This is a genomic window from Streptomyces sp. NPDC111520 (assembly GCF_055635295.1).
Window position 1 is genome coordinate 126,059 of record NZ_JBVKBW010000018.1, and the last position, 23,369, is coordinate 149,427.

The 23,369-nt window shown below is 74.8% G+C and carries 19 protein-coding genes; 11 read left to right on the forward strand and 8 right to left on the reverse strand.

Going from position 1 to position 23,369, the window contains the following annotated elements; genetic code table 11:
- Positions 1 to 57 precede the first annotated feature (57 nt).
- The gene (locus tag ACZ7MY_RS33685) at positions 58 to 882 is read right to left on the reverse strand and encodes a 3-hydroxybutyrate dehydrogenase (RefSeq protein WP_499607518.1); all 825 of its coding nucleotides are present in this window, start codon (positions 880 to 882) and stop codon (positions 58 to 60) included.
- Positions 883 to 993: 111 nt separating this feature from the next.
- Positions 994 to 1,479 (reverse strand): NUDIX hydrolase, encoded by a 486-nt coding sequence (locus tag ACZ7MY_RS33690; RefSeq protein WP_499607520.1) that lies wholly within the window; start codon positions 1,477 to 1,479, stop codon positions 994 to 996.
- 155 nt (positions 1,480 to 1,634) lie between these two features.
- On the opposite strand from ACZ7MY_RS33690, the gene ACZ7MY_RS33695 reads away from it, so the two are divergent.
- The 4 genes from ACZ7MY_RS33695 to yicI all read left to right on the forward strand — a co-directional run bounded on the left by ACZ7MY_RS33695 (position 1,635) and on the right by yicI (position 7,754).
- Positions 1,635 to 2,702, forward strand: coding sequence for an O-antigen ligase family protein (locus ACZ7MY_RS33695; RefSeq protein WP_499607523.1), 1,068 nt, complete (start codon positions 1,635 to 1,637; stop codon positions 2,700 to 2,702).
- 190 nt (positions 2,703 to 2,892) lie between these two features.
- The gene (locus ACZ7MY_RS33700; protein ID WP_499607527.1) at positions 2,893 to 3,930 is read left to right on the forward strand and encodes a LacI family DNA-binding transcriptional regulator; all 1,038 of its coding nucleotides are present in this window, start codon (positions 2,893 to 2,895) and stop codon (positions 3,928 to 3,930) included.
- A gap of 93 nt (positions 3,931 to 4,023) precedes the next feature.
- Positions 4,024 to 5,418, forward strand: a complete 1,395-nt coding sequence (locus ACZ7MY_RS33705; RefSeq protein ID WP_499607529.1) for a GH1 family beta-glucosidase — start codon at positions 4,024 to 4,026, stop codon at positions 5,416 to 5,418.
- Positions 5,415 to 7,754: an alpha-xylosidase gene (gene yicI / locus ACZ7MY_RS33710; protein ID WP_499607532.1), complete on the forward strand. Its 2,340-nt coding sequence runs from the start codon at positions 5,415 to 5,417 to the stop codon at positions 7,752 to 7,754. The genes ACZ7MY_RS33705 and yicI overlap by 4 nt, the downstream gene beginning before the upstream one ends.
- 40 nt (positions 7,755 to 7,794) lie before the next feature.
- On the opposite strand, the gene ACZ7MY_RS33715 is transcribed toward yicI, so the two are convergent.
- Both ACZ7MY_RS33715 and ACZ7MY_RS33720 read right to left on the reverse strand, forming a co-directional pair.
- Positions 7,795 to 8,322, reverse strand: a complete 528-nt coding sequence (locus tag ACZ7MY_RS33715) for a hypothetical protein (RefSeq protein WP_499607535.1) — start codon at positions 8,320 to 8,322, stop codon at positions 7,795 to 7,797.
- A 97-nt stretch (positions 8,323 to 8,419) separates the two neighbouring features.
- Positions 8,420 to 9,208, reverse strand: coding sequence for a glutamate racemase (locus ACZ7MY_RS33720; protein ID WP_499607538.1), 789 nt, complete (start codon positions 9,206 to 9,208; stop codon positions 8,420 to 8,422).
- Positions 9,209 to 9,265: 57 nt separating this feature from the next.
- Here ACZ7MY_RS33720 and ACZ7MY_RS33725 point away from each other — a divergent pair, with 57 nt between their 5' ends.
- Positions 9,266 to 10,486 (forward strand): glycosyltransferase, encoded by a 1,221-nt coding sequence (locus ACZ7MY_RS33725; protein ID WP_499607541.1) that lies wholly within the window; start codon positions 9,266 to 9,268, stop codon positions 10,484 to 10,486.
- Here ACZ7MY_RS33725 and ACZ7MY_RS33730 read toward each other — a convergent pair.
- A complete protein-coding gene (locus ACZ7MY_RS33730) occupies positions 10,450 to 11,592 on the reverse strand; it encodes a glycosyltransferase family 4 protein (protein WP_499607544.1) in 1,143 nt (380 codons plus the stop codon). The two genes, ACZ7MY_RS33725 and ACZ7MY_RS33730, sit on opposite strands and share 37 nt — an antisense overlap.
- Positions 11,593 to 11,927: 335 nt before the next feature.
- On the opposite strand from ACZ7MY_RS33730, the gene ACZ7MY_RS33735 reads away from it, so the two are divergent.
- From ACZ7MY_RS33735 to ACZ7MY_RS33750, 4 genes are all read left to right on the forward strand, one after another.
- On the forward strand, positions 11,928 to 12,437 hold the full coding sequence (locus ACZ7MY_RS33735; protein ID WP_499607546.1) for a DUF6643 family protein: 510 nt from the start codon (positions 11,928 to 11,930) through the stop codon (positions 12,435 to 12,437).
- 60 nt (positions 12,438 to 12,497) lie between these two features.
- On the forward strand, positions 12,498 to 13,334 hold the full coding sequence (locus tag ACZ7MY_RS33740; RefSeq protein ID WP_499607549.1) for an MOSC domain-containing protein: 837 nt from the start codon (positions 12,498 to 12,500) through the stop codon (positions 13,332 to 13,334).
- A gap of 132 nt (positions 13,335 to 13,466) precedes the next feature.
- Positions 13,467 to 14,075 (forward strand): Rv1733c family protein, encoded by a 609-nt coding sequence (locus ACZ7MY_RS33745; protein WP_499607552.1) that lies wholly within the window; start codon positions 13,467 to 13,469, stop codon positions 14,073 to 14,075.
- A gap of 167 nt (positions 14,076 to 14,242) precedes the next feature.
- Positions 14,243 to 16,672 carry a right-handed parallel beta-helix repeat-containing protein gene (locus ACZ7MY_RS33750; RefSeq protein ID WP_499607554.1) on the forward strand — a complete coding sequence of 810 codons (2,430 nt, stop codon included), beginning with the start codon at positions 14,243 to 14,245 and terminating at the stop codon, positions 16,670 to 16,672.
- Here ACZ7MY_RS33750 and ACZ7MY_RS33755 read toward each other — a convergent pair.
- Positions 16,642 to 18,942 carry a hypothetical protein gene (locus ACZ7MY_RS33755; RefSeq protein WP_499607557.1) on the reverse strand — a complete coding sequence of 767 codons (2,301 nt, stop codon included), beginning with the start codon at positions 18,940 to 18,942 and terminating at the stop codon, positions 16,642 to 16,644. The two genes, ACZ7MY_RS33750 and ACZ7MY_RS33755, sit on opposite strands and share 31 nt — an antisense overlap.
- Before the next feature lie 248 nt (positions 18,943 to 19,190).
- On the opposite strand from ACZ7MY_RS33755, the gene ACZ7MY_RS33760 reads away from it, so the two are divergent.
- Together ACZ7MY_RS33760 and ACZ7MY_RS33765 are read left to right on the forward strand one after the other, a co-directional pair.
- A complete protein-coding gene (locus ACZ7MY_RS33760) occupies positions 19,191 to 20,051 on the forward strand; it encodes a DeoR/GlpR family DNA-binding transcription regulator (RefSeq protein ID WP_499607560.1) in 861 nt (286 codons plus the stop codon).
- A gap of 25 nt (positions 20,052 to 20,076) precedes the next feature.
- On the forward strand, positions 20,077 to 20,553 hold the full coding sequence (locus ACZ7MY_RS33765) for an SRPBCC family protein (protein WP_499607563.1): 477 nt from the start codon (positions 20,077 to 20,079) through the stop codon (positions 20,551 to 20,553).
- A 16-nt stretch (positions 20,554 to 20,569) separates the two neighbouring features.
- Here the strand turns inward: ACZ7MY_RS33765 and ACZ7MY_RS33770 are convergent, their stop codons facing one another.
- Complete coding sequence (locus ACZ7MY_RS33770) at positions 20,570 to 21,775, reverse strand: hypothetical protein (protein ID WP_499607566.1); 1,206 nt, start codon at positions 21,773 to 21,775, stop codon at positions 20,570 to 20,572.
- 145 nt (positions 21,776 to 21,920) lie between these two features.
- Complete coding sequence (locus tag ACZ7MY_RS33775; protein WP_499607569.1) at positions 21,921 to 23,321, reverse strand: GlnX family signal transduction membrane protein; 1,401 nt, start codon at positions 23,319 to 23,321, stop codon at positions 21,921 to 21,923.
- Positions 23,322 to 23,369: the final 48 nt, after the last annotated feature.

Below are 23,369 nucleotides of genomic sequence, written 5' to 3' on the forward strand. Positions count from 1 at the left end.
GTGGTCGTCGGGGGCTTGGTGTGGGTCGCGCGGCACGCTGTCAGGGATACCGGCAGATCAGTGTGCCGTCCATCCGCCGTCCATGGTGAGCGAGGCACCGGTGATGAAGGACGCCTGCGGCGTGCAGAGGTAGGCGGTGAGCTCGGCCACCTCCTCCGGCTCCACCAGCCGCTTCACGGCGGAGTCGGCGAGCATGATCTCGGTGACGACCCGCTCGGGTTCGATGCCGTGCGCGGCCGCCTGGTCGGCGATCTGCCGCTCGACGAGCGGGGTGCGCACGTAGGCGGGGCTGATGCAGTTGGAGGTGACGCCCCGCGCGGCGCCCTCCAGGGCGGCGGTCTTGGAGAGCCCCTCCAGCCCGTGCTTGGCCGAGACGTAGGCGCTCTTGTAGGCCGAGGCCCGCAGTCCGTGGACGGAGGAGATGTTCACGATCCGGCCCCAGCCCTGCCCGTACATGTGCGGCAGCGCCCCCCGGATCAGCCGGAAGGGCGCCTCCAGCATCACCCGCAGCACCGTGGCGAAGACGTCCGGCGGGAAGTCCTCGATCGGGCGGACGAGCTGCAGGCCTGCGTTGTTGACCAGGATGTCGGTGCCCTCGGCGGCCTGCTCGGCGGCGTCGAGGTCGGTCAGGTCCAGGGTCACGGTCTCCACGGCGCCGGGGCGGCCGCCCGTCGCTGCCTGTTCCGCGAGTTCTGCCAGGCCTTCGGCGTCCCGGTCGGCGGCCCGCACCTTGGCGCCGGCGGCGGCCAGGCGCAGGACGCACGCGCGGCCGATGCCGCCCGCGGCTCCGGTGACGAGGGCGGTGCGTCCGTCCAGGTCCGGTGCCGCGGAGGGCGGGAGGGGGCCTGCTGCGGGACGGGGCGCGGGGGGCGTGGGCGTCATGCACTGCAGGCTAGGCAGCGCGCGGGCGCCGACCGATGTGTGCGCCGCCCACACTCCTGCGACCGCCCGTGGGGGCGGCGCACACTCGCTCCCGCTGCTCACCTCCGCGGCTCACCCCTGCGGCGGTCCCGCGGGCTCGAACCAGGTCGGGCCGTCGGACAGCGCGTGCTTGAGCCGGAGCCGCCCGTGGTTGCCGAGGTCGGGCAGGCCGTCCACGTCGAACCAGCCGACGTCCAGCGACTCGTCGTCGGCGACCCTGGCCCGCCCGCCGACCGCGCGGCAGCGGAAGGTGATGTCCACGTACTGGCAGCGGTCCCCGTTGGGGTACAGGACGGGGTCGATCGTCTGGACGAGGACGACGCGCTCCGCGACCGCACGCACCCCGGTCTCCTCCAGCACCTCGCGGACGGCGGTCTCGGCGGGCTGCTCGCCGGGTTCCGCGATGCCGCCGATGAGGGACCAGCGGCCGTTGTCCGCCCGCCGGTTCAGCAGGACGCGACCGTCGTCGTCGAGGACGACCGCCGTGACACCGGGCAGGAGCAGCTCCCGGTGGCCGACGACGGCCCGCAGCTCGCGGAGGAATTCGGGAATCGGCACGCCCCCGAGCCTACGTCCTCGGCGGTGGCCCTCCGTCGATCACGCCCGCGCCCGCGGCATGTGCCGTTCGTGCACGGGATCTCCACACCGCGAGGGCCCAGCGGTTACGGTGACCCCGGGGTCGGGGGTTCCCCGGGGGTCAGGGGGTGCGGGCTGTGGACACGCGAACCGGTGGAGTGCGGCCGGGCACCGGCGGTGCCGCGGACGGCCCGGCGGAACGTCCGCGCTCCGGATGGACGGACGCCGTGGGCGCGCTGGTCCTCGCCGGCTGCGCGGTGTGGTCGCTGGTCGCCGCGGCGGGCCGCCCGGCCCGCCCGGAAGGGGTGCTCCTGGCCGTCCTCGCGGTCACCGCCGGATACGCCGCCGGACGCATCGGCGGTGCCCTGCGGCCGGTGGCCGTCCCCGCCGTGGCCACCCTCACCGCGGTCGTACTGGTGGTCGCCCTGCCCGGCCGGCTGTCCGGTGGCCCGGACGCCCCGCCGCTCGGGTACGCGAACGCCGACGCCGCGCTCATGGTGCTCGCGACCGGCGCCGCCTGCTGCGCCGCCTGGACCGCGCGGTCCCGCCCCCTCCGGGTGGCGCTGCGCCTGCTCGGCGCCACGGCGGCCGCCTTCGCGCTGGCGGTGGGCTCCGCCGCGGGGTTCGCGGCGTGCCTCGGCGTCGTCCTGTGCTCCCTGGCCGCCGCCCGTACGCGCCGGGCGCTCGGTCTCGCGGGCCTGGCGCTGGCCCTCGTCGTGGCCGTCGGCGGCACGTGCGCGGTCGCCGTCGACGCCCTGCCGCCGGGGCTCTCGGCCTCGCTGTCCGGGCAGCTCACCCCGGCCCGGGTCCGGCTGTGGCACGACGCCCTGGAGACCGCCCGGGACCACCCCGTACGCGGGATCGGCCCGGGCCGCTTCGCCGAGGCGGCCACCGGAACGGCACCCTCGGCGCCCGGCGCGGGCACACCGCAGTCGGCGCCCCTGCAACTCGCGGCGGAACAGGGCCTGCCCGGCGTCGCCTTCCTCGCCGCCTCCTACGTCTGGCTGCTCTGGGCCCTGCAGCGCTCCCCGCGCCCGACCCCGGTCGTCCTGACCGCGGCGGCCGCCCTGACCGGCCTCGCCATGCAGTCCGCCGTCGACCACGTCCTGAGCTACCCCGTGGTCACCGCCGGCGTCGGCCTCCTCGCCGGCCTCGCCACGTCCCGCCCCCTGAGCGGCCCCCCGGACCACGCCACCGGCCCGTGAGCCCCCGGCTCCGCCGCGAGCCAGACGCACCTCGCAGGCCGGGCAGCGCACTCGATCCTCCGGCCGAGCACCGCTCCGAAGCGGGGCATTGCCTCTCCCCGGGGTGGCGGCATAGCATCGTGCGTCAGAGCGGTCGAATCGATTCGACGAATCGTTTCGACAAACCGGCACAGGGCCGCGAAGGAGCCGCATGACCACCATCAAGGACGTCGCCGAACGCGCCGGGGTCGCGCCCAGCACCGTGTCGTACGTCTTGAGCGGCTCGCGCAAGATCTCCGAGGACACCCGCCGCACCGTGCAGCAGGCGATCGACGAGTTGGGCTACCACCCGCGCGCCAGCGCCCGCACGCTGCGCAGCACGCGCACCAACGTGCTGGCGCTCGCCCTCCCCCGCGTGGCGGGCGGCTACCGGGCGGTCGACGGGCGGTTCGCGATCGAGATCAGCGACGCGGCCCGCGCCCACGGGTACGACGTCCTGCTCATGACCGCGCACGAGGGCGTGCCGGGCCTGCGCCGCATCGCGCGCAGCGGCCAGGCGGACGCCGCGATCCTGATGGCCGTCGAGATGGACGACCCGCGGATCGTCGCCATGCTGGAACTCGGCTTCCCCACCGCGCTGCTGGGCCGGTCCGCCGACGACACCGCGCTCCCGTGGACCGACCTGGACTGGGAGGCGGCCGCCGCCCTCGCCGTGGGCGAACTCGCCGCCGCCGGCCACCGGGACATCGCGTACCTGGCCACCACCGAGCGCGAGATCCTGGCGCAACGCGGCTACGCCGTCCGCGGACTGGCCGGTGCCCGCCGTGCGGCCGCGCGGACCGGCGCCGACGTGCGCGTGCACCAGTCGACCGGCGACATGGCGCGGCTCGCGCGGCGCATCGGGACGCTGCTGCACGGCGAACACCCGCCCACCGCCCTGGTGGTGCAGCACGTGGCCGCCCTCCCGCACATCCTCGCCGCCGTGACGGCGGAGGGCCTGCGGGTGCCCGAGTACCTGGCGGTCGTGGCGGTCGGCAACCTCCCCGACGACCTGGGGGGTCTGGAACTGCCGCGCGTCGAACTGCCCGTGACCGAGATGTCCGCCGCGGTGACACGGCTCGCCGTGGAGGCCATCGCCACCCGCGCCCAGGGAGCGTCCGTCATGCCGCCCGGGCACCGGCTGATCCCCCCGGCGTTCGTGCCGGGCGCGCGGATCGCCCCGCCGGGCCCCCGCACGGCGGGCGCCTGACCCCGGCACCGCCCGCGCCCGCCCTTCCCGGATTCTCCGTTCTCCGTTGTCCCTTCCCGCCCACCACTGACCCTGCCGAGGGAGCACGCCCCCATGTCCACCGATTTCCCGGTCTTCCCGCCCGGTTTCCGCTTCGGCGCCGCCACCGCCGCCTACCAGATCGAGGGCGCCCACGACGAGGACGGCCGCGGCCCGTCGATCTGGGACACCTTCAGCCACACCCCGGGCCGCACGGCCGAGGGCGCCACCGGTGACGTGGCCTGCGACCACTACCACCGGCACGCCGAGGACGTACGCCTCCTCGCCGGCCTGGGCGTCGACTCCTACCGCTTCTCCGTCTCCTGGCCGCGCGTCGTCCCGCAGGGCCGCGGCGCGGTCAACGGCAAGGGCCTGGACTTCTACGACCGCCTCACCGACGACCTGCTCGCCGCCGGCATCTCCCCCGCCGTGACGCTCTACCACTGGGACCTCCCGCAGGCCCTGGAGGACGAGGGCGGCTGGCGCAACCGCGCGACGGCCGAGGCCTTCGCCGCGTACACGACGGCCGTCGCCGAGCGGCTCGGCGACCGCGTGGAGCGCTGGATCACCCTCAACGAGCCCTACTGCTCGGCCTTCGTCGGCTACGCCGAGGGCCGGCACGCCCCCGGCGCCCAGGAGGGCACCGGCGCGCTGGCCGCCGCCCACCACCTGCTGCTCGCCCACGGCCTGGCCGTGCGCGCGCTGCGCGAGGCGGGTGCCCGCGAGGTCGGCATCACCCTCAACCTCGACCGCATCGAGGCCGCGAGCGGCTCCGCCGCCGACCTGGCCGCGCTGCGCCGGGCCGAGACGCTGCACAACGAGACGTGGACCGAGCCGCTGTTCGCCGGCCGCTACCCCACCGGCGAGGCCGAGACCTGGGGCGCGCTCGCCGACGGCTCGTACCGCCGCGAGGGCGACCTCGAGGTCATCGGGGCCCCGCTGGACTTCGTGGGCCTCAACTTCTACCGCCCCCTCACCGTCACCGACGCCCCGCACCGCGAGCCCGACCCGGCCCGCCGCACCGCCGTCGACATCGGTGTGCGCGAGACCGACCCGTACGGCACCCGGCACACCACCATGGGCTGGCCCGTCGTCCCGGAGTCCTTCACGGCGCTGCTGCTGGACCTCAAGGAGCGCTACCCCTCGCTGCCGCCCGCCTTCATCACGGAGAACGGCTCGGCCGAGGCCGACGTCCCCTCCGCCGACGGCCGTGTCGAGGACACCGACCGCGTGGCCTACCTCCGCGACCACCTGCACGCGCTGCGCGCCGCGATGGACGAGGGCATGGACGTGCGCGGCTACTACGTCTGGTCGCTGCTGGATAACTTCGAGTGGGCCCGCGGCTACGGCCAGCGGTTCGGCATCGTGCGCGTCGACTACGACAACGGAGAGCGCACCCCCAAAGCCAGCTACGACTGGTACCGGGACCTGATCGGCGCCCACCGGGCGGGACTGCAGGAGCAGTCGTGAAGTTCACCGACGGCTTCTGGATGATGCGCCCGGGCGTCACGGCGAAGTACGCGACCTCCGTCGCGGACGCCTCCGTCGCGGACGACCGGATCGTCCTGCACGCCCCCGTGAAACCGGTGCGGCAGCGCGGCGACACGCTCAACAGCCCGCTGCTGAGGGTGGAGTGCTGGTCCCCCGCCGAGGGTGTGATCGGCGTGCGCACCACGCACCACGCCGGGAAGGCCCGCCGCGGGCCGGAGTTCGCCCTGCCGGGCGCGGTGGACGGCGGCGCCGGCAAGACCTCCCGCGACGGCTCCCTGCTCGAACTGACCTCGGGCGGCCTGACGCTGCGCGTCGACGCCTCCGCCCCGTGGCACCTGGACTTCACCGCGGGCGGCCGCACCCTCACCTCGGCCGGCGCCCGCGGCACGGGCTTCGTCACCGACGCGGACGACCGGCACTTCATGGTGGCCCAGCTCTCGCTCGGCGTCGGCGAGACGGTGTACGGCCTCGGCGAGCGCTTCACCCCGTTCGTCAAGAACGGCCAGACGGTGGACATCTGGCAGGCGGACGGCGGCACGATCAGCGAGCAGGCCTACAAGAACGTCCCCTTCCACCTCACCAACCGCGGCTACGGCGTCTTCGTCAACCACCCCGGCAAGGTCTCGTACGAGGTCGGCTCCGAGGTCGTCGACCAGGTGCAGTTCAGCGTCGAGGACCAGTCGCTGGAGTACTTCGTCGTCCACGGGTCCACCCCGAAGGAGATCCTGGCCCGCTACACGGCCCTCACCGGCCGTCCCGCGCTGCCGCCGGCCTGGTCGTTCGGCCTGTGGCTGTCGACCTCCTTCACCACCTCCTACGACGAGGCGACCGTCAGCCACTTCGTCCAGGGCATGGCGGACCGCGGGATCCCGCTCAGCGTCTTCCACTTCGACTGCTTCTGGATGCGCGAGTACCAGTGGAGCGACTTCACCTGGGACGCGGAGGTCTTCCCCGACCCCGAGGGCATGCTCGCCCGGCTCAAGGAGCGCGGGCTGCGCGTCTCCGCCTGGATCAACCCGTACATCGCGCAGAAGTCGGCGCTCTTCGAGGAGGGCATGCGCGAGGGCCACCTCGTCCTGCGGCCGAACGGCGACGTGTGGCAGTGGGACCTGTGGCAGCCGGGCATGGCGCTGGTCGACTTCACCAGCCCCGCCGCCCGCACCTGGTACGCGGAGAAGCTGCGCGCCCTGCTGCGGCAGGGAGTCGACGTCTTCAAGACCGACTTCGGCGAGCGCATCCCGGTCGACGTGGTGTGGCACGACGGCTCCGATCCGGAGCGCATGCACAACTACTACACGCAGCTCTACAACCAGGTCGTCTTCGACGTGCTGCGCGAGGAGCGCGGCGAGGGCGAGGCGGTGCTCTTCGCGCGCTCGGCGACCGCGGGCGGGCAGCAGTTCCCGGTGCACTGGGGCGGCGACTGCGAGTCGACGTTCACGGCGATGGCCGACAGCCTGCGCGGCGGCCTGTCGCTGGGCCTGTCGGGCTTCGGCTTCTGGAGCCACGACATCGGCGGCTTCGAGGGGACGCCCGACCCGGCGCTGTTCAAGCGCTGGGTGCAGTTCGGCCTGCTGTCCTCCCACAGCCGGCTGCACGGCAGCAAGTCCTACCGCGTGCCGTGGGAGTTCGGTGACGAGGCGGTCGCCGTCACCCGCGACTTCACCCGGCTGAAGAACCGCCTCATGCCGTACCTGTACCGGGCGGCGCTGCAGGCCCGTGACGAGGGCACGCCGATGATGCGGGCGATGCTGCTGGAGTTCCCCGACGACCCGGCCTGCCTGCACCTGGACCGGCAGTACATGCTCGGCGACGACGTGCTGGTCGCGCCGGTCCTGAGCGCGGACGGCGAGGTCGAGTACTACGTCCCGGCCGGCACCTGGACGCACCTGCTGACCGGCGAGCGCGTCGAGGGCCCGGGCTGGCGGCGCGAGACGCACGGCTTCGACACGCTCCCGCTGCTGGCCAGGCCCGGCTCGGTGGTGCCCTTCGGCGCCGCCGAGGAGGGTCCGGAGTACGACTGGGCGGACGGGGTCACCCTGCGGGTGCACGCCCCGGCCGACGGCGGCGGCACGATCGCCACCGTGCCGGCTCCGGACGGCTCGACGGCCGCCGTCTTCCGCGTGGGCCGTACGGGTGACACGGTGACGGTCGAGGCCCTAGGCGAGCACCCGCCGGCCGCGCCGTGGCACGTGCTGCTCGTCGGCGCGCAGGACACGGACGGGGTGGAGGGCGCCGCCTCCGCCGAGTGCACCGGGCTGGGCGTGCTCCTGACGTGCGCCGCGGGAACCGGGCGGGTGAGCGCGCGCTGGTCGTGAGCGCGCGCCGGCCGGGATGTCTGCGCCCGTGGCCCCCGGACTACGGGCGCAGGCCCAGCCGGCTGCGGATGGCCTGCACGGCGCCCTCGGCGTCGTCCACGGTGACGGTGAAGTGCCGGCCGTTGCCCAGGTCGATGACGACCCCCGGCCCGCGGCGGACCACGACCGCGGTGCCCTGCTCGGGCCGCCAGCGGTAGCCCCAGCCGCCCCAGTGGCGGGGGCTGACGACGGGCGCGAGGTGCGCGTCGTTGATCTCCTCCCACCGGATCCGGCGGCGGGGCACGCCGATGTGGCCGCAGCGCACCTGGAGCCCGTCCCGGTCCACGTTCACGCGGACGTGCGTGAACGCGACGGTTCCGAACAGCACCAGCAGCCCCGCCGCGATGCAGCCCACCACCGACATGACCAGCGGCACCGTGCCCGAGGTGTAGGGCGAGGTCACGGCGAGCTCGATGCCGAGCGCCATGCAGGCAGCCCCCGCGGCCGCGAGGAGCCACTGGAAGCGGTTGCTCGCGTGGCCCGTCCACACCTGGGATGTACGCGCGTCGTCACGCTGCGCGTCCGTCATAGTGCGCAGCCTACTCATCCCACGGCGAGTTGGCACCGTTGTACGGAGCGGATACGGCGGAAAGTGGCGGCGCCCCCGGACGCCGTGCGGGGCGGGGTCAGCGGGCCTCGGCCGCGGCGGGGGCCACGTCGGCGCCGAGGGAGCGGCCCTCCGCGTAGGCCAGGGCCTCGGGGGTGACGGTGCCCGCCCGGCCGCTGAGGATCACCGCGAGGCTTCCGGTGGGCGCCGCGTCCGGGCGGGACCCGGCGCCGATGCGGCGGAGCGTCTGGGCGGCGACGGCGTCGGCCGAGCCGTACAGCAGGGCGGGGGCGGCCAGGGCGGCCCGGATGCGGTCGGCCACCAGTTCGTAGTGGGTGCAGCCGAGGACGACCGCCTCGACGTCGGGGGGCGTGAGCGCGGCCGCGGCGGCGATGGCCGCGGCGGTCGCGGCCTCGTCGGCGCGGTCGACGGCGTCGGCGAGGCCGGGGCAGGGCACCTCGGTGATCTCGGCGCCGTTGCCGAAGTCCTCGATCAGCCCGCGCTGGTAGGGGCTGCCGGTGGTCGCCGGGGTCGCCCAGATCGCCACCTTGCCGGCCCCGGCGGCGGCGGGCTTGATCGCCGGGACGGTGCCGATGACCGGGATCGCGGGTTCGAGGGCCGCGCGCAGCGCGGGCAGGGCGTGCACGGTGGCGGTGTTGCAGGCCACGATCAGCGCCTGCGGGCGGTGCTCGGCGGCGGCGAGGGCACAGGCCAGGGCGTGCGCGGTGACGTCCTCGGGGGTGCGCGGGCCCCAGGGCATGCCGTCGGGGTCGGCGGAGAGCACGAGGTCCGCGTCGGGCCGCAGCCGTCGGATGGCGGCGGCCGCGGCGAGCAGGCCGATACCGGAGTCCATCAGCGCGATCTTCACGGGGCACCACCTTACGCGATGCGATTGTCGGCCCGCTCCGCGGCCGTACCGGGGGAAATGACGCGTGCGGGAGGGCGACGGCGGCAGACTGCGGGGGTGACGTGGCTGACGTGGGTGACCGTGGTGTCGTTGCTGGCGTGGGTGTGGCTGCTGCTGGCACAAGGGCTGTTCTGGCGGACGGACGTGCGGCTGCCGGCCGTGGCGGCGGAGCCGCGGGAGTGGCCGGACGTGGCGGTGGTCGTCCCGGCGCGGGACGAGGCGGAGGTGCTGCCGCGGAGCCTGCCGAGCGTCCTGGCGCAGCGCTACCCGGGACGCGCCGAGGTCGTCCTGGTGGACGACGGCAGCACCGACGGCACCGGGGAACTGGCCCGCGAGCTGGCGGGGCGTGCGGAGGGACTGCCGCTGCGCGTCGTCAGTCCGGGCCCCGTGCCGGAGGGCTGGACGGGGAAGCTGTGGGCGGTCCGGCACGGCATCGAGGTCGCCACCTCTTCCGGCGGTCCCGAGTTCCTGCTGCTCACGGACGCCGACATCGCGCACGGCCCCGACTCGCTGCGCCATCTGGTGGCCGCGGCGCAGGGCGCCGGCCTGGACATGGTGTCGCAGATGGCCCGGCTGCGGGTCGCCGGCACCTGGGAGCGGCTGATCGTCCCGGCCTTCGTCTACTTCTTCGCCCAGCTGTACCCGTTCCGCCGGGTGAACCGGCCGCGTGCCAGGACCGCCGCGGCGGCCGGCGGTTGCGTGCTGATCCGCCGCACGGCGGTGGAGCGGGCGGGCGTGCCCGACACGATCCGGCACGCGGTGATCGACGACGTGGCGCTGGCCCGCGCCGTCAAGCGCTCGGGCGGGCGGATCTGGCTGGGCCTGGCCGACGAGGTCGACAGCGTCCGTCCCTACCCGGGCCTCAGCGAGCTGTGGCGCATGGTGTCGCGCAGCGCCTACGCGCAGCTGCGGCACAGCGCGCTCCTCCTCACCGGCACGGTGCTCGGCCTGCTGCTGGTGTACGTGGTCCCGCCGCTCGCCACGATCGGCGGGGCGCTCACCGGGGACGGGTGGCTGTGCGCGGCGGGTGCCGCGGCGTGGGCCCTGATGTGCGGTACCTACCTGCCGATGCTCCGCTACTACCGCCGGCCGCCGTGGCCCGCGCTGCTGCTGCCGTTCACGGCGGTCCTCTACCTGCTGATGACGGTCGACTCGGCCGTGCAGCACGGCCGCGGCCGCGGGGCCGCGTGGAAGGGCCGCACCTATGCGCGGCCGCGGCCCGACGACGCCTCGGCGTAGACGACGGCCAGCCGGGCACCGACGGCCGCCGTGCCGTAACGGCGCCGGGTGCGGTCGGCGAGGAGCGCGGGCCGGCGCGAGGACAGCCGGGCGGCGGCCTCCACGAGCGCCCGGCCGAGGGCGGGGGCGTCACCGGGGGCGACGAGCACCCCGCCGTCGTGCCCGACGAGTTCGGGCAGCGCGCCGGTGCGGGTGCCGACGACGGGCGTACCGCAGCCCAGCGCGTCCAGCGCGCGTACGCAGAAGCTCTCCACGTGGCTCGCCACGAGGAAGAGGTCGGCGTGGGCGACGGTGTGCAGGGCCTCGGCGCGGCCCCGGGCCCGGCGCACCGTGACGAAGTGGGCCACCCCGCACTTGCGTATCAGCTCGCGTACGTCGGCGGGGAGTTCGGCGGCCCCCTCGGCGACGACGTCCAGCCGCAGCCGCGGATCCTTGACCCGGGCGGCGGCGAAGGCGTGCACGAGCACCTCCCAGCCCTCGTGGGCCTCGAAGCTCCCGGCGGCCGCCACCCGCACCGGGTCCTGGCTGATCCGGGCACGGGCGGGCACCGGCGGCAGCGCCTCGGGACCGACCGGGTGCGGGACCAGGCGGTGCCGGCCGGGCAGGCGCAGTTCGCCGAGCCGCAGCAGCAGGGCGTCGCTGACCGCGAGCACGGCGGCGGCCTCGCGGTAGACCCGCGCGCGGGCCCGCCGCGCCGGCAGGCCGGGGAGCGGGCGCGTGGGGTGGCCGAAGAGGGAGGGGTCGTCCTCGGTGAGCACGTACGGCAGCCTCGCGGCGCGTGCGAGCCGGGGCAGCAGTTCCTCGGCGCCGGGCAGATGGCCGTGGAGGAGGTCGAACCGGCCGCACTCGGCCGCCTCGTGGCGCAGCACGCCCTCGACGCGGCCCGCGGTGACCCGGCGCGCCACGGCGCCGCCGTGGGGGACGGCGACCTGGTAGTGGTGCGGACGCTCGGGGTCGCGGCCGGCGTAGGGGAGCCCGCGGACGGCGGGCAGGGTCAACTCGTGGACGGCCACCACGTCGACGACGTCGGCGACGGTCGCCGCGGCCTTGTGCCATTCGTCCGGCCGCGCGGGCCGGTCCTGCCCGAAGAGCATGGCGACGCGCATGGCTCACTGTGGCACATCGGGGTCCTCGCAGGACGAAGTTCGCCGGAGTCACGGAAACACCGCGTTCCTCCTTCGTGCGGGTGACCTGTTGGTGCGCGAGAGTGCCGGTCCCGTCACCCTCCGACACCATTCGCCCGCTTGGTTTTCCGCGCCCGTGTTCCCGCGTGACGAGCGGTAACGCCCCAGGCCCAGCGCCTTTACGCGATCCGAACGGCGGCCACGCGCCGATTTCCTCCGATTCGATCGCAATAGGGGTCAGCCGTCACTCACTGCACATGAAATGACCTGCTAATCGGTCTCCCCAACCAGCACATCGTGGGCTTAACTTATGGGCTATGACCTCCCCCCGCGGTTCTTACAGCGGTGGCTACTACACGTCGCCGTTCTTCCCCGACACCCCCATCTACGACAGCCTGGTCGCAGAGCGGGGCACCCCCCAGATCGCGCCGATCCGCGTCCCGTCCGCGTACGAGACCACCGGCAGCAATCTCCCGGCCCTGCCGGCCGCGCTCCCCGCGCTGCCCCCCGGACCGTCCCACCACTCCTCCGCGCCGAGCACGCCGTCGTACTCCGGCTACTCGGCGCCCGGTTACCAGCAGCCCCAGCTGCAGCAGGCACCGGCGCCCTACATCCCGCAGCAGGCCACCGCGCCCCGTCCCGCCGCGTTCAACGGCGGGTACCCGGCGCAGCAGGCCCCGCAGCAGTACCAGGGCCCGGCCGGCTACGAGCAGGTGCGCCCCGCCGCCGCCCCGCGTCCTGCCCCGCCGCGCCCGGTCGCACCGACCGGCTACGACGAGCAGCCGTACCAGCGGCGGAACCTCGGCCAGGGCTACTACTCCGGCTGACGACCGCGGGCGGCCCGGTCCCCGCCGACGGGTGACCGTGCCGCCTGGCACGATGGCGGAATGACGACTCCGACGCCGACACCTCACCTCAGTTCACTGCACGTCCACCCCGTCAAGTCGCTCGGTGGGCAGCGGTTGTCCGAGGCAGTGGTGGAGCCGTGGGGGCTCGCCGGAGACCGCCGGTGGATGCTCGTGGACGCTGCGGGACGATGCGTCACGCAGCGCGAGCAACCCCGGCTGGCCCTGGCGCGCGCGGAGCCGTCCCCCGGCGGTGGGCTGCTGCTCACCGCTCCGGGGATGCCGGTGCTGGACATCGCGGTACCGGGACCGTCCACGACGGTCCCGGTGCACATATGGGGCGACAAGGTGGAGGCCGTGCCCGCGGGAGACGCGGCCGCCGCCTGGTTCGGCACGTTCCTGGGCGCGGAGGTCACCCTCGTCCACCTCGACGACCCGGCCCGTCGGCGCCCGGTCGACCCGGAGTACGCGCGCCCCGGGGAGACCGTGAGCTTCGCCGACGGCTTCCCCCTGCTCGTGACGACCGAGGCCTCGCTGGCCGCCCTCAACGCGCTGGTCGCCGCGGGCGACCACCCTGGGGAGGGCCCGCTGCCGATGGACCGTTTCCGTCCCAACGCCGTGATCGCGGGGACCGGCGCCTGGGCCGAGGACACCTGGACCCGGATCCGCATCGGGGAAGTGGAATTCCGTGTCGTGAAGCCCTGTGGACGTTGCGTGGTGACCACCACCGACCAGCGCACCGCGGCCCGCGGCCGGGAACCGCTGCGCACCCTCGCGCGCCACCGCAGAATCGGGGGCAGACTGGTTTTCGGACAGAATCTCGTGCCCGAACGACCCGGAACACTCCGGGTGGGCGACGCGTTGACATGTGTGGAGTGAACGCGTCCCAGGACCGCGGCACGGTCCGGGCCCCGGGTGGGCGCCGGCGTGAGACGGCTCTCTCCCGCCCGGTCCATGCCGCGCATGTACCGCGCCGTGTGCGGTACTTGGACGGTGAAGGGGGTGCGCCCGATGGCGGCCACGCACGTGCGGTGGTGGCGTTGGCGGAAGAACAGCCTGCGCCGCCGTTCCGACGTGTTCGAGGCCTGCGCGGGGGTCGCGGCCGGCTGCGCCATCGTGCTGGGCGCGCCCGCGGCCGGGCTGACCGCCGGGCTGACCGTGGACCACTCCCTCCAGCACACCGTCAGCGTCGAGCACGCCAACCGCACCGAAGTCTCCGCCGTGGTGCTCAGGGCCGGTCCGCGTGAGGCCCCCGACCCCGACCCCGAGTCCGGCCGCGTCCACGAGGACCGCCGCGACGCCGTGGTCCGCTGGACGTCGCCGGACGGGCACGTGCACACCGCCCAGGTACGGGTGGGCGCCTCCCACGACAAGGGCGACCACATCGCGATGTGGACCGACAGGTCCGGTGCGCTGCCCGTGCCGGCGCCCCTGGACTCCCGCTCCGCCACCACGCACGCGATGCTCGCCGGCATCGGCACCTTCCTCGCCGCGACCGTGCTGGGGTTGATGGGGCGCCAGGTGCTCATGTGGCACCTGATGCGACGCAGGCTCGCCGAGTGGGAGCGCGAGTGGGCGGCCGCCGGGCAGAGCTGGGGCCGGGCCGGGGCCGGCGGCTGACCACACCGGGTACGTAGGTCGGTGCCGCGGATCATCCGCAATCGGCGTCATCCAGCCGGATCCATCAGGTGATCCATCAGCATCTGGGTGCTGGCGCGCGCCCGGCGCGCGCTACCGTGGAGGCCCCCAGGTCGGCGCAGTGCAAGAGGACGGGGCAGAGCATCTCCATGGCACAGGGCGTGGTTCAGGTGACGCACACCAGCAGCTCGCGGTGGCGCCGCCGCACGGGAGAGTACGAGAGCCTCGCCGCGGCCCTGGAGGCGGCCGCCGAGGGCGACGTGCTCTCGGTCAACCCCGGGACCTACCGGGAGAACCTCGTCGTGGAGAAGGTCATAACGCTCCGCGCGGCCGAGGGCCCCGGCTCCGTGCGGATCGCCCCGCCCGCCGGTGTCGCGCTGACCGTACGGGCCGCGGCGACGGTCCAGGACCTCTCCGTCGAGGGCCAGGACACCTCCGCAGCCGCCCTCCTCGTCGAGGACGCCGCGCCCGAACTCACCGGACTGCGGGTCAGCACCCGTTCCGCGGTGGGCATAGAGGTCCGCGACGGGGCGCGGCCGACCGTGCGCCGCTGCACCGTCGACAACCCCGCGGGGCTGGGGATCAGCGTCCTGGAGGCCGCCGGCGGCCTGTTCGAGGACTGCGAGGTGGTGTCCGCGGGCCAGACCGGCATCTCGGTGCGCGGCGGCGCTTCCCCGCGGCTGGAGCGCTGCCGGGTCCACAACGCCTCCGGCGCGGGACTCGCGCTCACCGGCGAGGGCACCGTGGCCGAGGCGGTCGGCTGCGAGGTGTACGAGGTCAAGGGCACCGGCGTACAGGTCGCCTCGCGGGCCGCCGGCCACCTCACCGAGTGCCAGGTGCACCGCACCACCGGCGACGGCATCACCCTGGACACGGACGCCGTCCTCACGCTCTCCGACTGCGACATCCACGACGTCCCCGAGAACGCCGTGGACCTGCGCTCCCGTTCGGTCCTCACCCTCACCCGCACCACCGTGCGGCGCTTCGGCCGCAACGGCCTTTCGGTGTGGGACCCGGGCACCCGGGTGGACGCCAACCAGTGCGAGATCCACGACAGCCAGGGCGACTACCCGGCGGTCTGGGTCAGCGACGGCGCGGCCGCCGTCCTGGACTCCTGCCGCGTGCACGACGTGCCCGACGCCTTGTTCGTGCTCGACCGGGGCTCCCGCGCCGACGTCGTCGACTGCGACATCTCCCAGGTCCGCAACACCGCGGTCTCGGTCAGCGACGGCGCCACCGTGCAACTGGACGACTGCCGCATCCGCGAGGCCTCCACCGGCGCCTGGTTCCGCGACCACGGCAGCGGCGGCACACTGTCCGCCTGCACCATCGACGACACGGCCACGGGTGTCATCGTCACCAAGGGCGCCGACCCCACGCTGGAGCGCTGCGTCGTCACCAACCCGGCCGAGGCCGGGTTCTACGTCTCCGCGGGCGGCCGCGGCACCTTCACCGGGTGCCGGGTCACCGGCAGCCGGGGCTACGGCTTCCACATCATCGACGGCTGCCGCGCCACGCTCACCCGCTGCCGCACGGAGCGCTGCGCGCGCGGCGGTTACGAGTTCGCCGAGCCGGGACCGGTCACGGAGGACTGCACCGGGGACCAGAGCGGTGAGCGCCGTACCGTGCCGGAGTCCTCGGGCGTGCCCGCTCCGGCCGGCGAACGGCAGCCCGCCCCTGCGTCGTTCGGGCTGCTCGGCGGACTGCCCGTGGCGCCGACCGCCGCCGAGCCCACGGCCGCGGCCCCGCAGGCCCCGGCCGCGGACGCGCGTCCCTCGGACGAGGTGCTGGCCGAACTCGACGCGCTGGTGGGCCTGGAGAGCGTCAAGCGCGAGGTGCGCTCGCTGATCGACCTGATCGCGGTGGGCCGCAGACGCCGCGAGGCCGGCCTCAAGGCCCCCTCCCCGCGCCGCCACCTGGTCTTCACCGGCTCCCCCGGCACGGGCAAGACGACCGTCGCCCGGCTCTACGGCGAGATCCTGGCCACCCTGGGCGTGCTGGAGCGCGGGCACCTGGTGGAGGTGGCCCGGGTCGACCTTGTGGGCGAGCACATCGGCTCGACCGCCATCCGCACCCAGGAGGCCTTCGACCGCGCCCGCGGCGGGGTGCTCTTCATCGACGAGGCGTACGCGCTCGCCCCCGAGGACTCGGGCCGGGACTTCGGGCGGGAGGCGATCGACACCCTGGTGAAGCTGATGGAGGACCACCGCGAAGCCGTCGTGGTGATCGTCGCCGGTTACACGGCGGAGATGGAACACTTCCTGTCCGCCAACCCCGGTGTCGCCTCCCGCTTCTCGCGGACCATCACCTTCGACGACTACACCCCTGTCGAACTGCTGCGGATCGTACGGGCCCAGGCCGAGGAGCACGAGTACCAGCTCTCCGAGGACACCGGCGAGGCGCTCTACAAGTACTTCACCGCGATCCCCAAGGGCCCGGCGTTCGGCAACGGCCGCACCGCCCGGCAGACCTTCGAGGCCATGGTCGAGCGCCACGCGGGGCGGCTCGCCCGGATCAGCGAGCCCAGCCACGAGGAGCTGCAGCTGCTCTACCCGGAGGACCTTCCCCCACTGCCCTGACCCTGCACGGGCAGCACCCCCTCCGCGTTCCCGTACAACCAGCCGAGCAGCGCGCCGCGCTCGGCCGCGAAGGCCGGGTCGGCCTGGTAGTCGAAGTGGGTGAGCAGCGGCGCGGGCAGCGGGTGTTCCGCCGTCCGTCCGTACGCCGCCGGATCGGGCAGCGGCGCCCGGTCGACCGGTGGTCCGGGCTCGTCGAGGTGGACCGGGCCGCCGATCGGATCCGTACGGCGCCACAGGTTGCGCCAAGCGTGCAGCTCACCGTGGAGCGAGGTCAGGGCAGGGGGCCCGAAGTAGGCGGGGAACCAGCGCCCGTACAGCCGGCCCAGCGGAGAACCGTAGGTGAGCAGGGCGATCCGTGCCCGGGTCGTCGGATCCAGCTGCCACACCGCGGCCGCGGCCAGGACGCTGCCCTGGGAGTGCCCGGAGAGGATGATCCGGCCGGGGTGCGCCCGGGTCCAGGTCGTCATCCGCCAGGTCAGGTCGGGCACGGCGCGCTCGGCGTAGCAGGGCGGGGCGAAGGGGTGCGCGGCGCGCGGCCAGAAGGTGCCGACGTCCCAGAGGATGCCCACGGTGCGGCGCGCCCCCGCGTCGCGGTAGGCCCGGCGGCCGAGCGCGATCAGGGCGACCACCCCCGCGCCGACCAGCCAGGAACCGAGTCCCTGGGCTGTCTCCGCGACCGTCCGCAGCCAGCCGGGCGCGCCGGCTCCGGCCCGTCCCGGGACGGCACCGCTCAGCCAGGCCCCGGCGAGCGCCCCGGCGCCCAGCAGGAAGGCGACGGCCCCGATGACCCCGATGAACAGGGCGGCCTGGTCGGTGAGTTCGGCTCTGGCCCGGGCCATGGCGATCTGGCGGCTGCGCGCGGGCTCGTGCTCCTCCCCCGGGTAGTCCGACTCCACCTTCGGCACCAGTGCCCGGGACCGGCGCACCAGTCTCCTGCCGCGCACCACGACCACCACGGCCAGCACCAGCAGCAGCACCGGGATCGCCGAGGCCTGCCAGGACAGCAGCACGGGCGGCCCCGCGACCGCGCTGCCGCCGCTGCCCGGCGTGGCGCCGCGGTCCAGCCAGTCCGCGACCCGCTGGGCGATGCCACCGGTCAGCACGCCGCCGAGGGAGCAGGCGAGCAGGGCCACCGCCGGTCCCCCCAGCCCGCGCAGCTCCGCGCGGCCGCCGCCGGAGCGGTACATCAGATGGGCGACGGAGGCGAGCGCCACGAGCAACGCCCCTTGAGCCAGGGCGAGCCAGCCGAAGGCCTCCCCGGACGGGAGCCGTCCGACGGCGTTCCAGCCCGGACGGTGCCAGCAGGCGTAACCGGCCGCGGCGAGCAGCGCGGCAGCCGTGCCGCCGAGCATCGCCCGGGCCAGTCGTGGGTCCAGGGCCTCGTCCGGCGCGTGCTCGCTGCGTCCCATGCCGCAGGTCACGGCGACCGCCGCCACCGTCAGCCCCGCCAGGGCGCCCGTCAGCAGCCAGCCGACGGCGGCGAGTATCCGCACCCCGCCGGCGTCCATGTCCCGTTCCAGCGGGGGGACCACCAGCGCGGACGCGACCGTGAGCAGCCCGGCCGCCGTGTGCGCCGCGCGGAGCCGGGCGACCAGCCGTCGCCCGTACCAGAAGCCGCGACGGGCCAGCGGCGTGACGTCCGGTCCCTCCCGCTCCCGCGGATGCGGGCCGGGCAGCGGGCGCTGGGACTCGTAGGCGTACCAGGTGCGCCGCGAGAGCCACCACAGCAGCAGGGTCAGCCCGCCGGGCAGCGCCGCCCCGGCGGCGATCCGGCGCCCCGGCTCGCCGGCGGCGAGGAAGGACAGCCAGCTCTTCCCGCCCGCGCAGGCCGCGTTGCCCGCGCACTGCCAGGCCACCAGATCCATGGCGACCTCGCAGGCCGCGGCCACCAGCAGCACCGTCAGCGACAGTGCCAGCAGCCGCACCAGTACGTCGTAGGCCCGGTCCAGGCCGGGCCGGGAGACCGGCGGCCGCATCCAGTGGGCCAGGTTGGCCACCATGAAGGGGAGCAGCAGCAGCCACAGCGCGCGACTGCCGTCCCCGGACGTCAGGTTGCACCACGAATAGGCGTCGGGCACCGGGCCCTCGCCGTACTCCTGCGGACGGCGCTCCGCGTCGGCGTCGTCGGCACGCCGGTAGATCCCGGCGGTGTCGTCACCGCAGACGCGCGTGATGCGCGGGTCGTTGAGCATCGTCTGCGGGGTCGTCCCGCCGACGCCGTGGACCAGCAGCTCCAGCGACAGCTCCGTCCGTACCGTATCCGACCGCATCGCGATCGCCTCCCGTACTTTCCCCGTGACGCGCGTACGGCATCGCGCGTATTCAGAATCGGGCACACGTACCAGTACTGGACAGAGGTGTTCACGAATGCCACCCGAACGTGTCACGCGCGGTACGTGTGGGACCGGTCACCCCGTGCCTTCCGGCCCCCGCCCGGCGGGGGAGGTCGTGGAAGGATGGCGAGACTGCCGGTCCGGGCAGCATCGGGATCACATCAGAGGATGGGACGGGACCTCGGGTGAGCGACAACCAGAACCTGCTCGCGGAACAGCGCCGTGCGCTGATCCTGGACGAGGTCCGGCGGCGCGGCGGGGTCCGGGTCAACGAGCTGACCCGGAAGCTGAACGTCTCGGACATGACGGTCCGCCGCGACCTCGACGCGCTGGCCCGTCAGGGCGTGGTCGAGAAGGTCCACGGCGGCGCCGTGCCCGTCGCCCCGGCCAGCAGTCACGAGCCGGGCTTCGAGGCGAAGGCGGGCCTCGAGCCCGGGGCCAAGGAGGCCATCGCCCGCGCCGCCGCCCGCCTGGTCACCCCCGGCAGCGCCATCGCGCTCACCGGCGGCACGACGACGTACGCCCTCGCCCACCACCTGCTGGACGTCCCCGACCTCACCGTGGTCACCAACTCCGTGCGGGTCGCCGAGGTCTTCCACTCCGCGGCCCGTGGCGCGAGCGGCCGCGAGGGCGCCGCGACCGTCGTCCTCACCGGCGGGGTGCGCACCCCCTCGGACTCCCTCGTCGGCCCCGTCGCGGACCGGGCCATCGGTTCGCTCCACTTCGACCTGCTCTTCCTCGGCGTCCACGGCATCTCCGTCGAGGCGGGCCTGTCCACCCCCAACCTCGCCGAGGCGGAGACCAACCGGCGCTTCGTGCGCTCCGCCCGCCGGGTGGTCGTCATCGCGGACCACACCAAGTGGGGCACCGTGGGCCTGAGCTCCTTCGCCACGCTGGAGGACGTGGACACCCTCGTCACGGACGCCGGCATCCCCGAGGTGCTGCGGGCGGAGATCGCCGAGCACCTGTCGGACCTGGTCGTCGCCGGTGAGCCGGGGGACACCGAGCCGGGCGACGTCCCCGGCGAGGGTCCCGCAGACAACTGACGGCCCATCAACTACGGTACGGCGCATGACGCGCCCACTGCGCCCCACACGCCAGGTGGACCTGGGCTTCCTCGCCTCGGCGCCGCTCCGTCTCGTCTTCGCCGCCGATGCCTCGGCGCCGCCCGGGGCCGTCCACGCCGCCCTCGCCGAGGACACCGAGGGCTGGACGGCGTGGTTCGACGCCGTCACGGCCGCCGTGCCGACCCCCGGGGGGCGGACGATCAGGCTGCGCGCGGGAGTGCGCTTCGAGGAGACCGTCCTCGCCGACGAGCCCCCGCGCCGCTTCGCCTACCGCGCGGACGCCACCAACGTCCCCGGCCTGCGTGCCCTGCTGGAGGAGTGGGCGCTCTCCCCCACGCCTGACGGCGGCACCCATGTGCGCTGGACCTTCGCCGCCGACGGGCCGCCGGCCCTGCGCACCTTCCTGCTGACGTCCCGCCCGGGCCTCGGCCTGTCCTTCCGCGCGGCGGTCCGCTCGCTGGACCGCCGGCTGGCCTCCTGAGCGGGGCCAGGACACCTCAGGTGCGGGAGACGGTGCCGCAGCCCTCGGTCTCGGTGCGCTCGGCCACCAGGTCCCGGCTGCGGTCGTAGGGGTCCACCGTGGGTCCCGACCGATCGGCGTCCTCGCGAGCCGAGGCGTCGGAGGCGAACTGCGGGTGGAGCCAGCCGTCGTGGACGAAGCAGGCGGAGTTGGCGACGTCGTCGTCGTACAACGTGATCGCGAACTTGCCGGGGGTCACCCGGTAGCGGGACGGATCCGGGAACTCCAGGTCCAGGACGCGGCGGACGATCGTCCGGGCGACCTCGTCGGAGCCGGACCCCACCTTCACCAGAGGGTACACGAAGGTGTAGTCGGCGTGGACGACGACGGCGTGCTCCTTGCCCTTGCCGAAGGTCATCCGTCCACGGGTCTTGACCACGTCGCCGGCCAGGGCGAGTTCCGCGGGCTTGAAGCGCACCGCGAGGCGGAGCGGGTCGTTCTTCTCGGTCGGCTTGCGGAAGGCCGTCTCGAACCGGGCGCGCAGTTCGCGCTGGCTCGGGTCGAGCATCCCCAGGGCGGCGTCCGGCCGTTCGCCCCGCAGCGTGGCGGGGTCGAGGTTGGTGTCGACCAGGAACGCCTTTACGTTCTTCAGGGCCGCCGCCACCTGCGCGGACGTCATCCAGCCGACAGCCCGCGCCTTCGGCGGGACGATCCCCTCCGCGCCGTCGGCGTACCGCTCCGCCGGGGAACCCGCGAAGGGCTCGTCCGATGTGGGCGTACCGGGGAACGCCTCCTGCGAGGGGGCGCCCGTCGGCCGAGCGGTCTCCATGGGGAGCGGCGAGTGTTCCGCCCCGCCACCACCGCCACTGTCGCCGCCGCGCATCGCGTCCAGTGCCCACCCCGGGTTCAGGGCGAACAGCAGCACGCCGACCGCGGCGAGGACGCCGACCAGGCCGAGCCACCGGCGGCGCCGGGGGCGGCGTTCCTCGACCTCGTAGACGGCGGGGCCGGTGCGCCAGCCCTCGCGTTGCGCGGGCGGCGGGGTCCCACGCCACCTGCGCTTGGTGCGGCGCGCCGCCTCCTCGTCCTGCTGCCGCAGCCGCTCGGTGACCATGCGGGCCCGTGCGGAGGGTTCCTTGGGCGCCGACGAGCGGATGTCCGCCTCGGTGTCCTGTACGAACCGGTCCCAGACGTCGTCGGGAACGGAGGGGACGTCGTCGGGGGACGGCGGGGTCGTGGTCACCGGAGGCTCTTTCACAAGATCGGGCAGACAGGCCTTTCTATAACCGAACACAGGTTCCCCACAAGCCCGGGCGCCCCCGCCTGTGGCGTCGGCCCGGTCGCCCCCATCGCCTCCCGCCGGTCCCCGTCGCCCCGCTGTCACCGGCTCAGCGGTACTCCGCGAGGCGCGGCCGCACACCCACCACCACGAGGACCGCGGCGATGCCCAGGACACCGGCGGGAACGGCGGGCCAGCCGTCGAGCCCGGAGTGCGCGGCGTCCGTGCGCGCGACGAAGTCGGCCTGCTGGTGCTGGGCGAGGGCGTCCAGGGTGGTCGCGAAGTCCCAGAAGTCGAAGCCCACCTCCCCGCGGCCGACGTCCGTGAGCACGACGGCCGCCTCGTCGATCCGCTTGCCGGCCATCAGCCCGACGAGCCGGCGGTCGTCGGCGCGGAAGTGCCCGTAGCGTTCGTTGACGTCGGCGTACGCCGGGCGCTCGTCCGCCGAGGCCCACCCGCCGGGGGCGAGCAGACCGTCCAACCGCCGGTTGAGGGAGTCGAGTTCGGCGCGCTGCTGCGGCTCGGCGCCGTTGACGAGCCAGCGGCTCTGGGTGGCGGCGGCCTCCGCGGCGACGGCGCGCGCCTCCGCCAGACGCGACCAGGGGCGCAGTCCGTCCCGGGTCCCGGCGTCGAGGTCGGCGGCGGCGCCGGTGAAGGCGAACACCCCGGCCAGGGTGACGCCGAGCGCGGCGGCGGTGGCGGCGGCCAGTGCCGGGTTGATCAGACGGCGGTAACGGCGCGTCAGGTCGCGCTGCCACCACAGGAGTACGGCGACGGCGATCAGGCCGAGTGCGCCGACGGCCACGGCCGAGCCCATGGCGGCGTCCTGCGCGGTGCGCGAGGCCGCGGTGGCCTGCGCGTCGTAGGCGTTCGCCAGGGTCGCGACCTTGGGCAGCAGATGGCTGTGCATGATGTCGCCCGCCTCCGCGGAAAAGGCGACGGCGACCGCCGGCGGGTGGCCCGCGGCCCGCTCGTGGTGCTGTTCGTCGACGTAGGCGGCGCGGCCGCCGGCGTCGTCGTAGCGCCCGAGGAGGTCGAGGATGCCGCGCACCTGCGCGGCGTGGGCCTCGTCGCCGCCGAGCCGGCGGAGGAGGTCGCTGGCCTGGGCGCGGCGCTGCTGCGCGGTGATGAGCGCGAGCAGCCGGTTGCCGACCGACACCTCGGGGTCGTCGGCCGCGTGGCCGGGCACCAGCTGGTTGGCGCGCTGGGCGTCCAGGTCGGCGAGGGCGAAGCGGAGTTCGGCGGCGACGGCGGCGCGGTGCGCGGACGTGTCGCGCAACTGCTCGGCGTCCGACCGCACGGTGACGGCCCCGACGACCGCGGCGAGGCACAGGGCGAGGACGGCGACGAGTGCGCCGGTCGCCTGGACGACCAGCCGCGCCGGGGGCGGCATGCGCCGGCGCCGCGCCCGGACGGGCGGCACCGGCACCCGGGGCGCGGGCGGCGCGGACGCACCGAACGCGGGGGGCGGCGGCGCGACGGCCGGAGGCGCCACTTGAGAGATCGTCATATCGGGACGCTAAGAGCGCCCGGAGAAGGGAAGGCGGTGCTCCGGCGG

Bases quoted from the DNA above. Each gene is read 5' to 3' on its own strand.
- ACZ7MY_RS33685 (WP_499607518.1), bottom strand. From the start codon at position 882: ATGACGCCCACGCCCCCCGCGCCCCGTCCCGCAGCAGGCCCCCTCCCG.
- ACZ7MY_RS33700 (WP_499607527.1), top strand. From the start codon at position 2,893: ATGACCACCATCAAGGACGTCGCCGAACGCGCCGGGGTCGCGCCCAGC.
- ACZ7MY_RS33705 (WP_499607529.1), top strand. From the start codon at position 4,024: ATGTCCACCGATTTCCCGGTCTTCCCGCCCGGTTTCCGCTTCGGCGCC.
- ACZ7MY_RS33715 (WP_499607535.1), bottom strand. From the start codon at position 8,322: ATGACGGACGCGCAGCGTGACGACGCGCGTACATCCCAGGTGTGGACG.
- ACZ7MY_RS33725 (WP_499607541.1), top strand. From the start codon at position 9,266: ATGACGCGTGCGGGAGGGCGACGGCGGCAGACTGCGGGGGTGACGTGG.
- ACZ7MY_RS33730 (WP_499607544.1), bottom strand. From the start codon at position 11,592: ATGCGCGTCGCCATGCTCTTCGGGCAGGACCGGCCCGCGCGGCCGGAC.
- ACZ7MY_RS33735 (WP_499607546.1), top strand. From the start codon at position 11,928: ATGACCTCCCCCCGCGGTTCTTACAGCGGTGGCTACTACACGTCGCCG.
- ACZ7MY_RS33740 (WP_499607549.1), top strand. From the start codon at position 12,498: ATGACGACTCCGACGCCGACACCTCACCTCAGTTCACTGCACGTCCAC.
- ACZ7MY_RS33745 (WP_499607552.1), top strand. From the start codon at position 13,467: ATGGCGGCCACGCACGTGCGGTGGTGGCGTTGGCGGAAGAACAGCCTG.
- ACZ7MY_RS33750 (WP_499607554.1), top strand. From the start codon at position 14,243: ATGGCACAGGGCGTGGTTCAGGTGACGCACACCAGCAGCTCGCGGTGG.
- ACZ7MY_RS33755 (WP_499607557.1), bottom strand. From the start codon at position 18,942: ATGCGGTCGGATACGGTACGGACGGAGCTGTCGCTGGAGCTGCTGGTC.
- ACZ7MY_RS33765 (WP_499607563.1), top strand. From the start codon at position 20,077: ATGACGCGCCCACTGCGCCCCACACGCCAGGTGGACCTGGGCTTCCTC.
- ACZ7MY_RS33775 (WP_499607569.1), bottom strand. From the start codon at position 23,321: ATGACGATCTCTCAAGTGGCGCCTCCGGCCGTCGCGCCGCCGCCCCCC.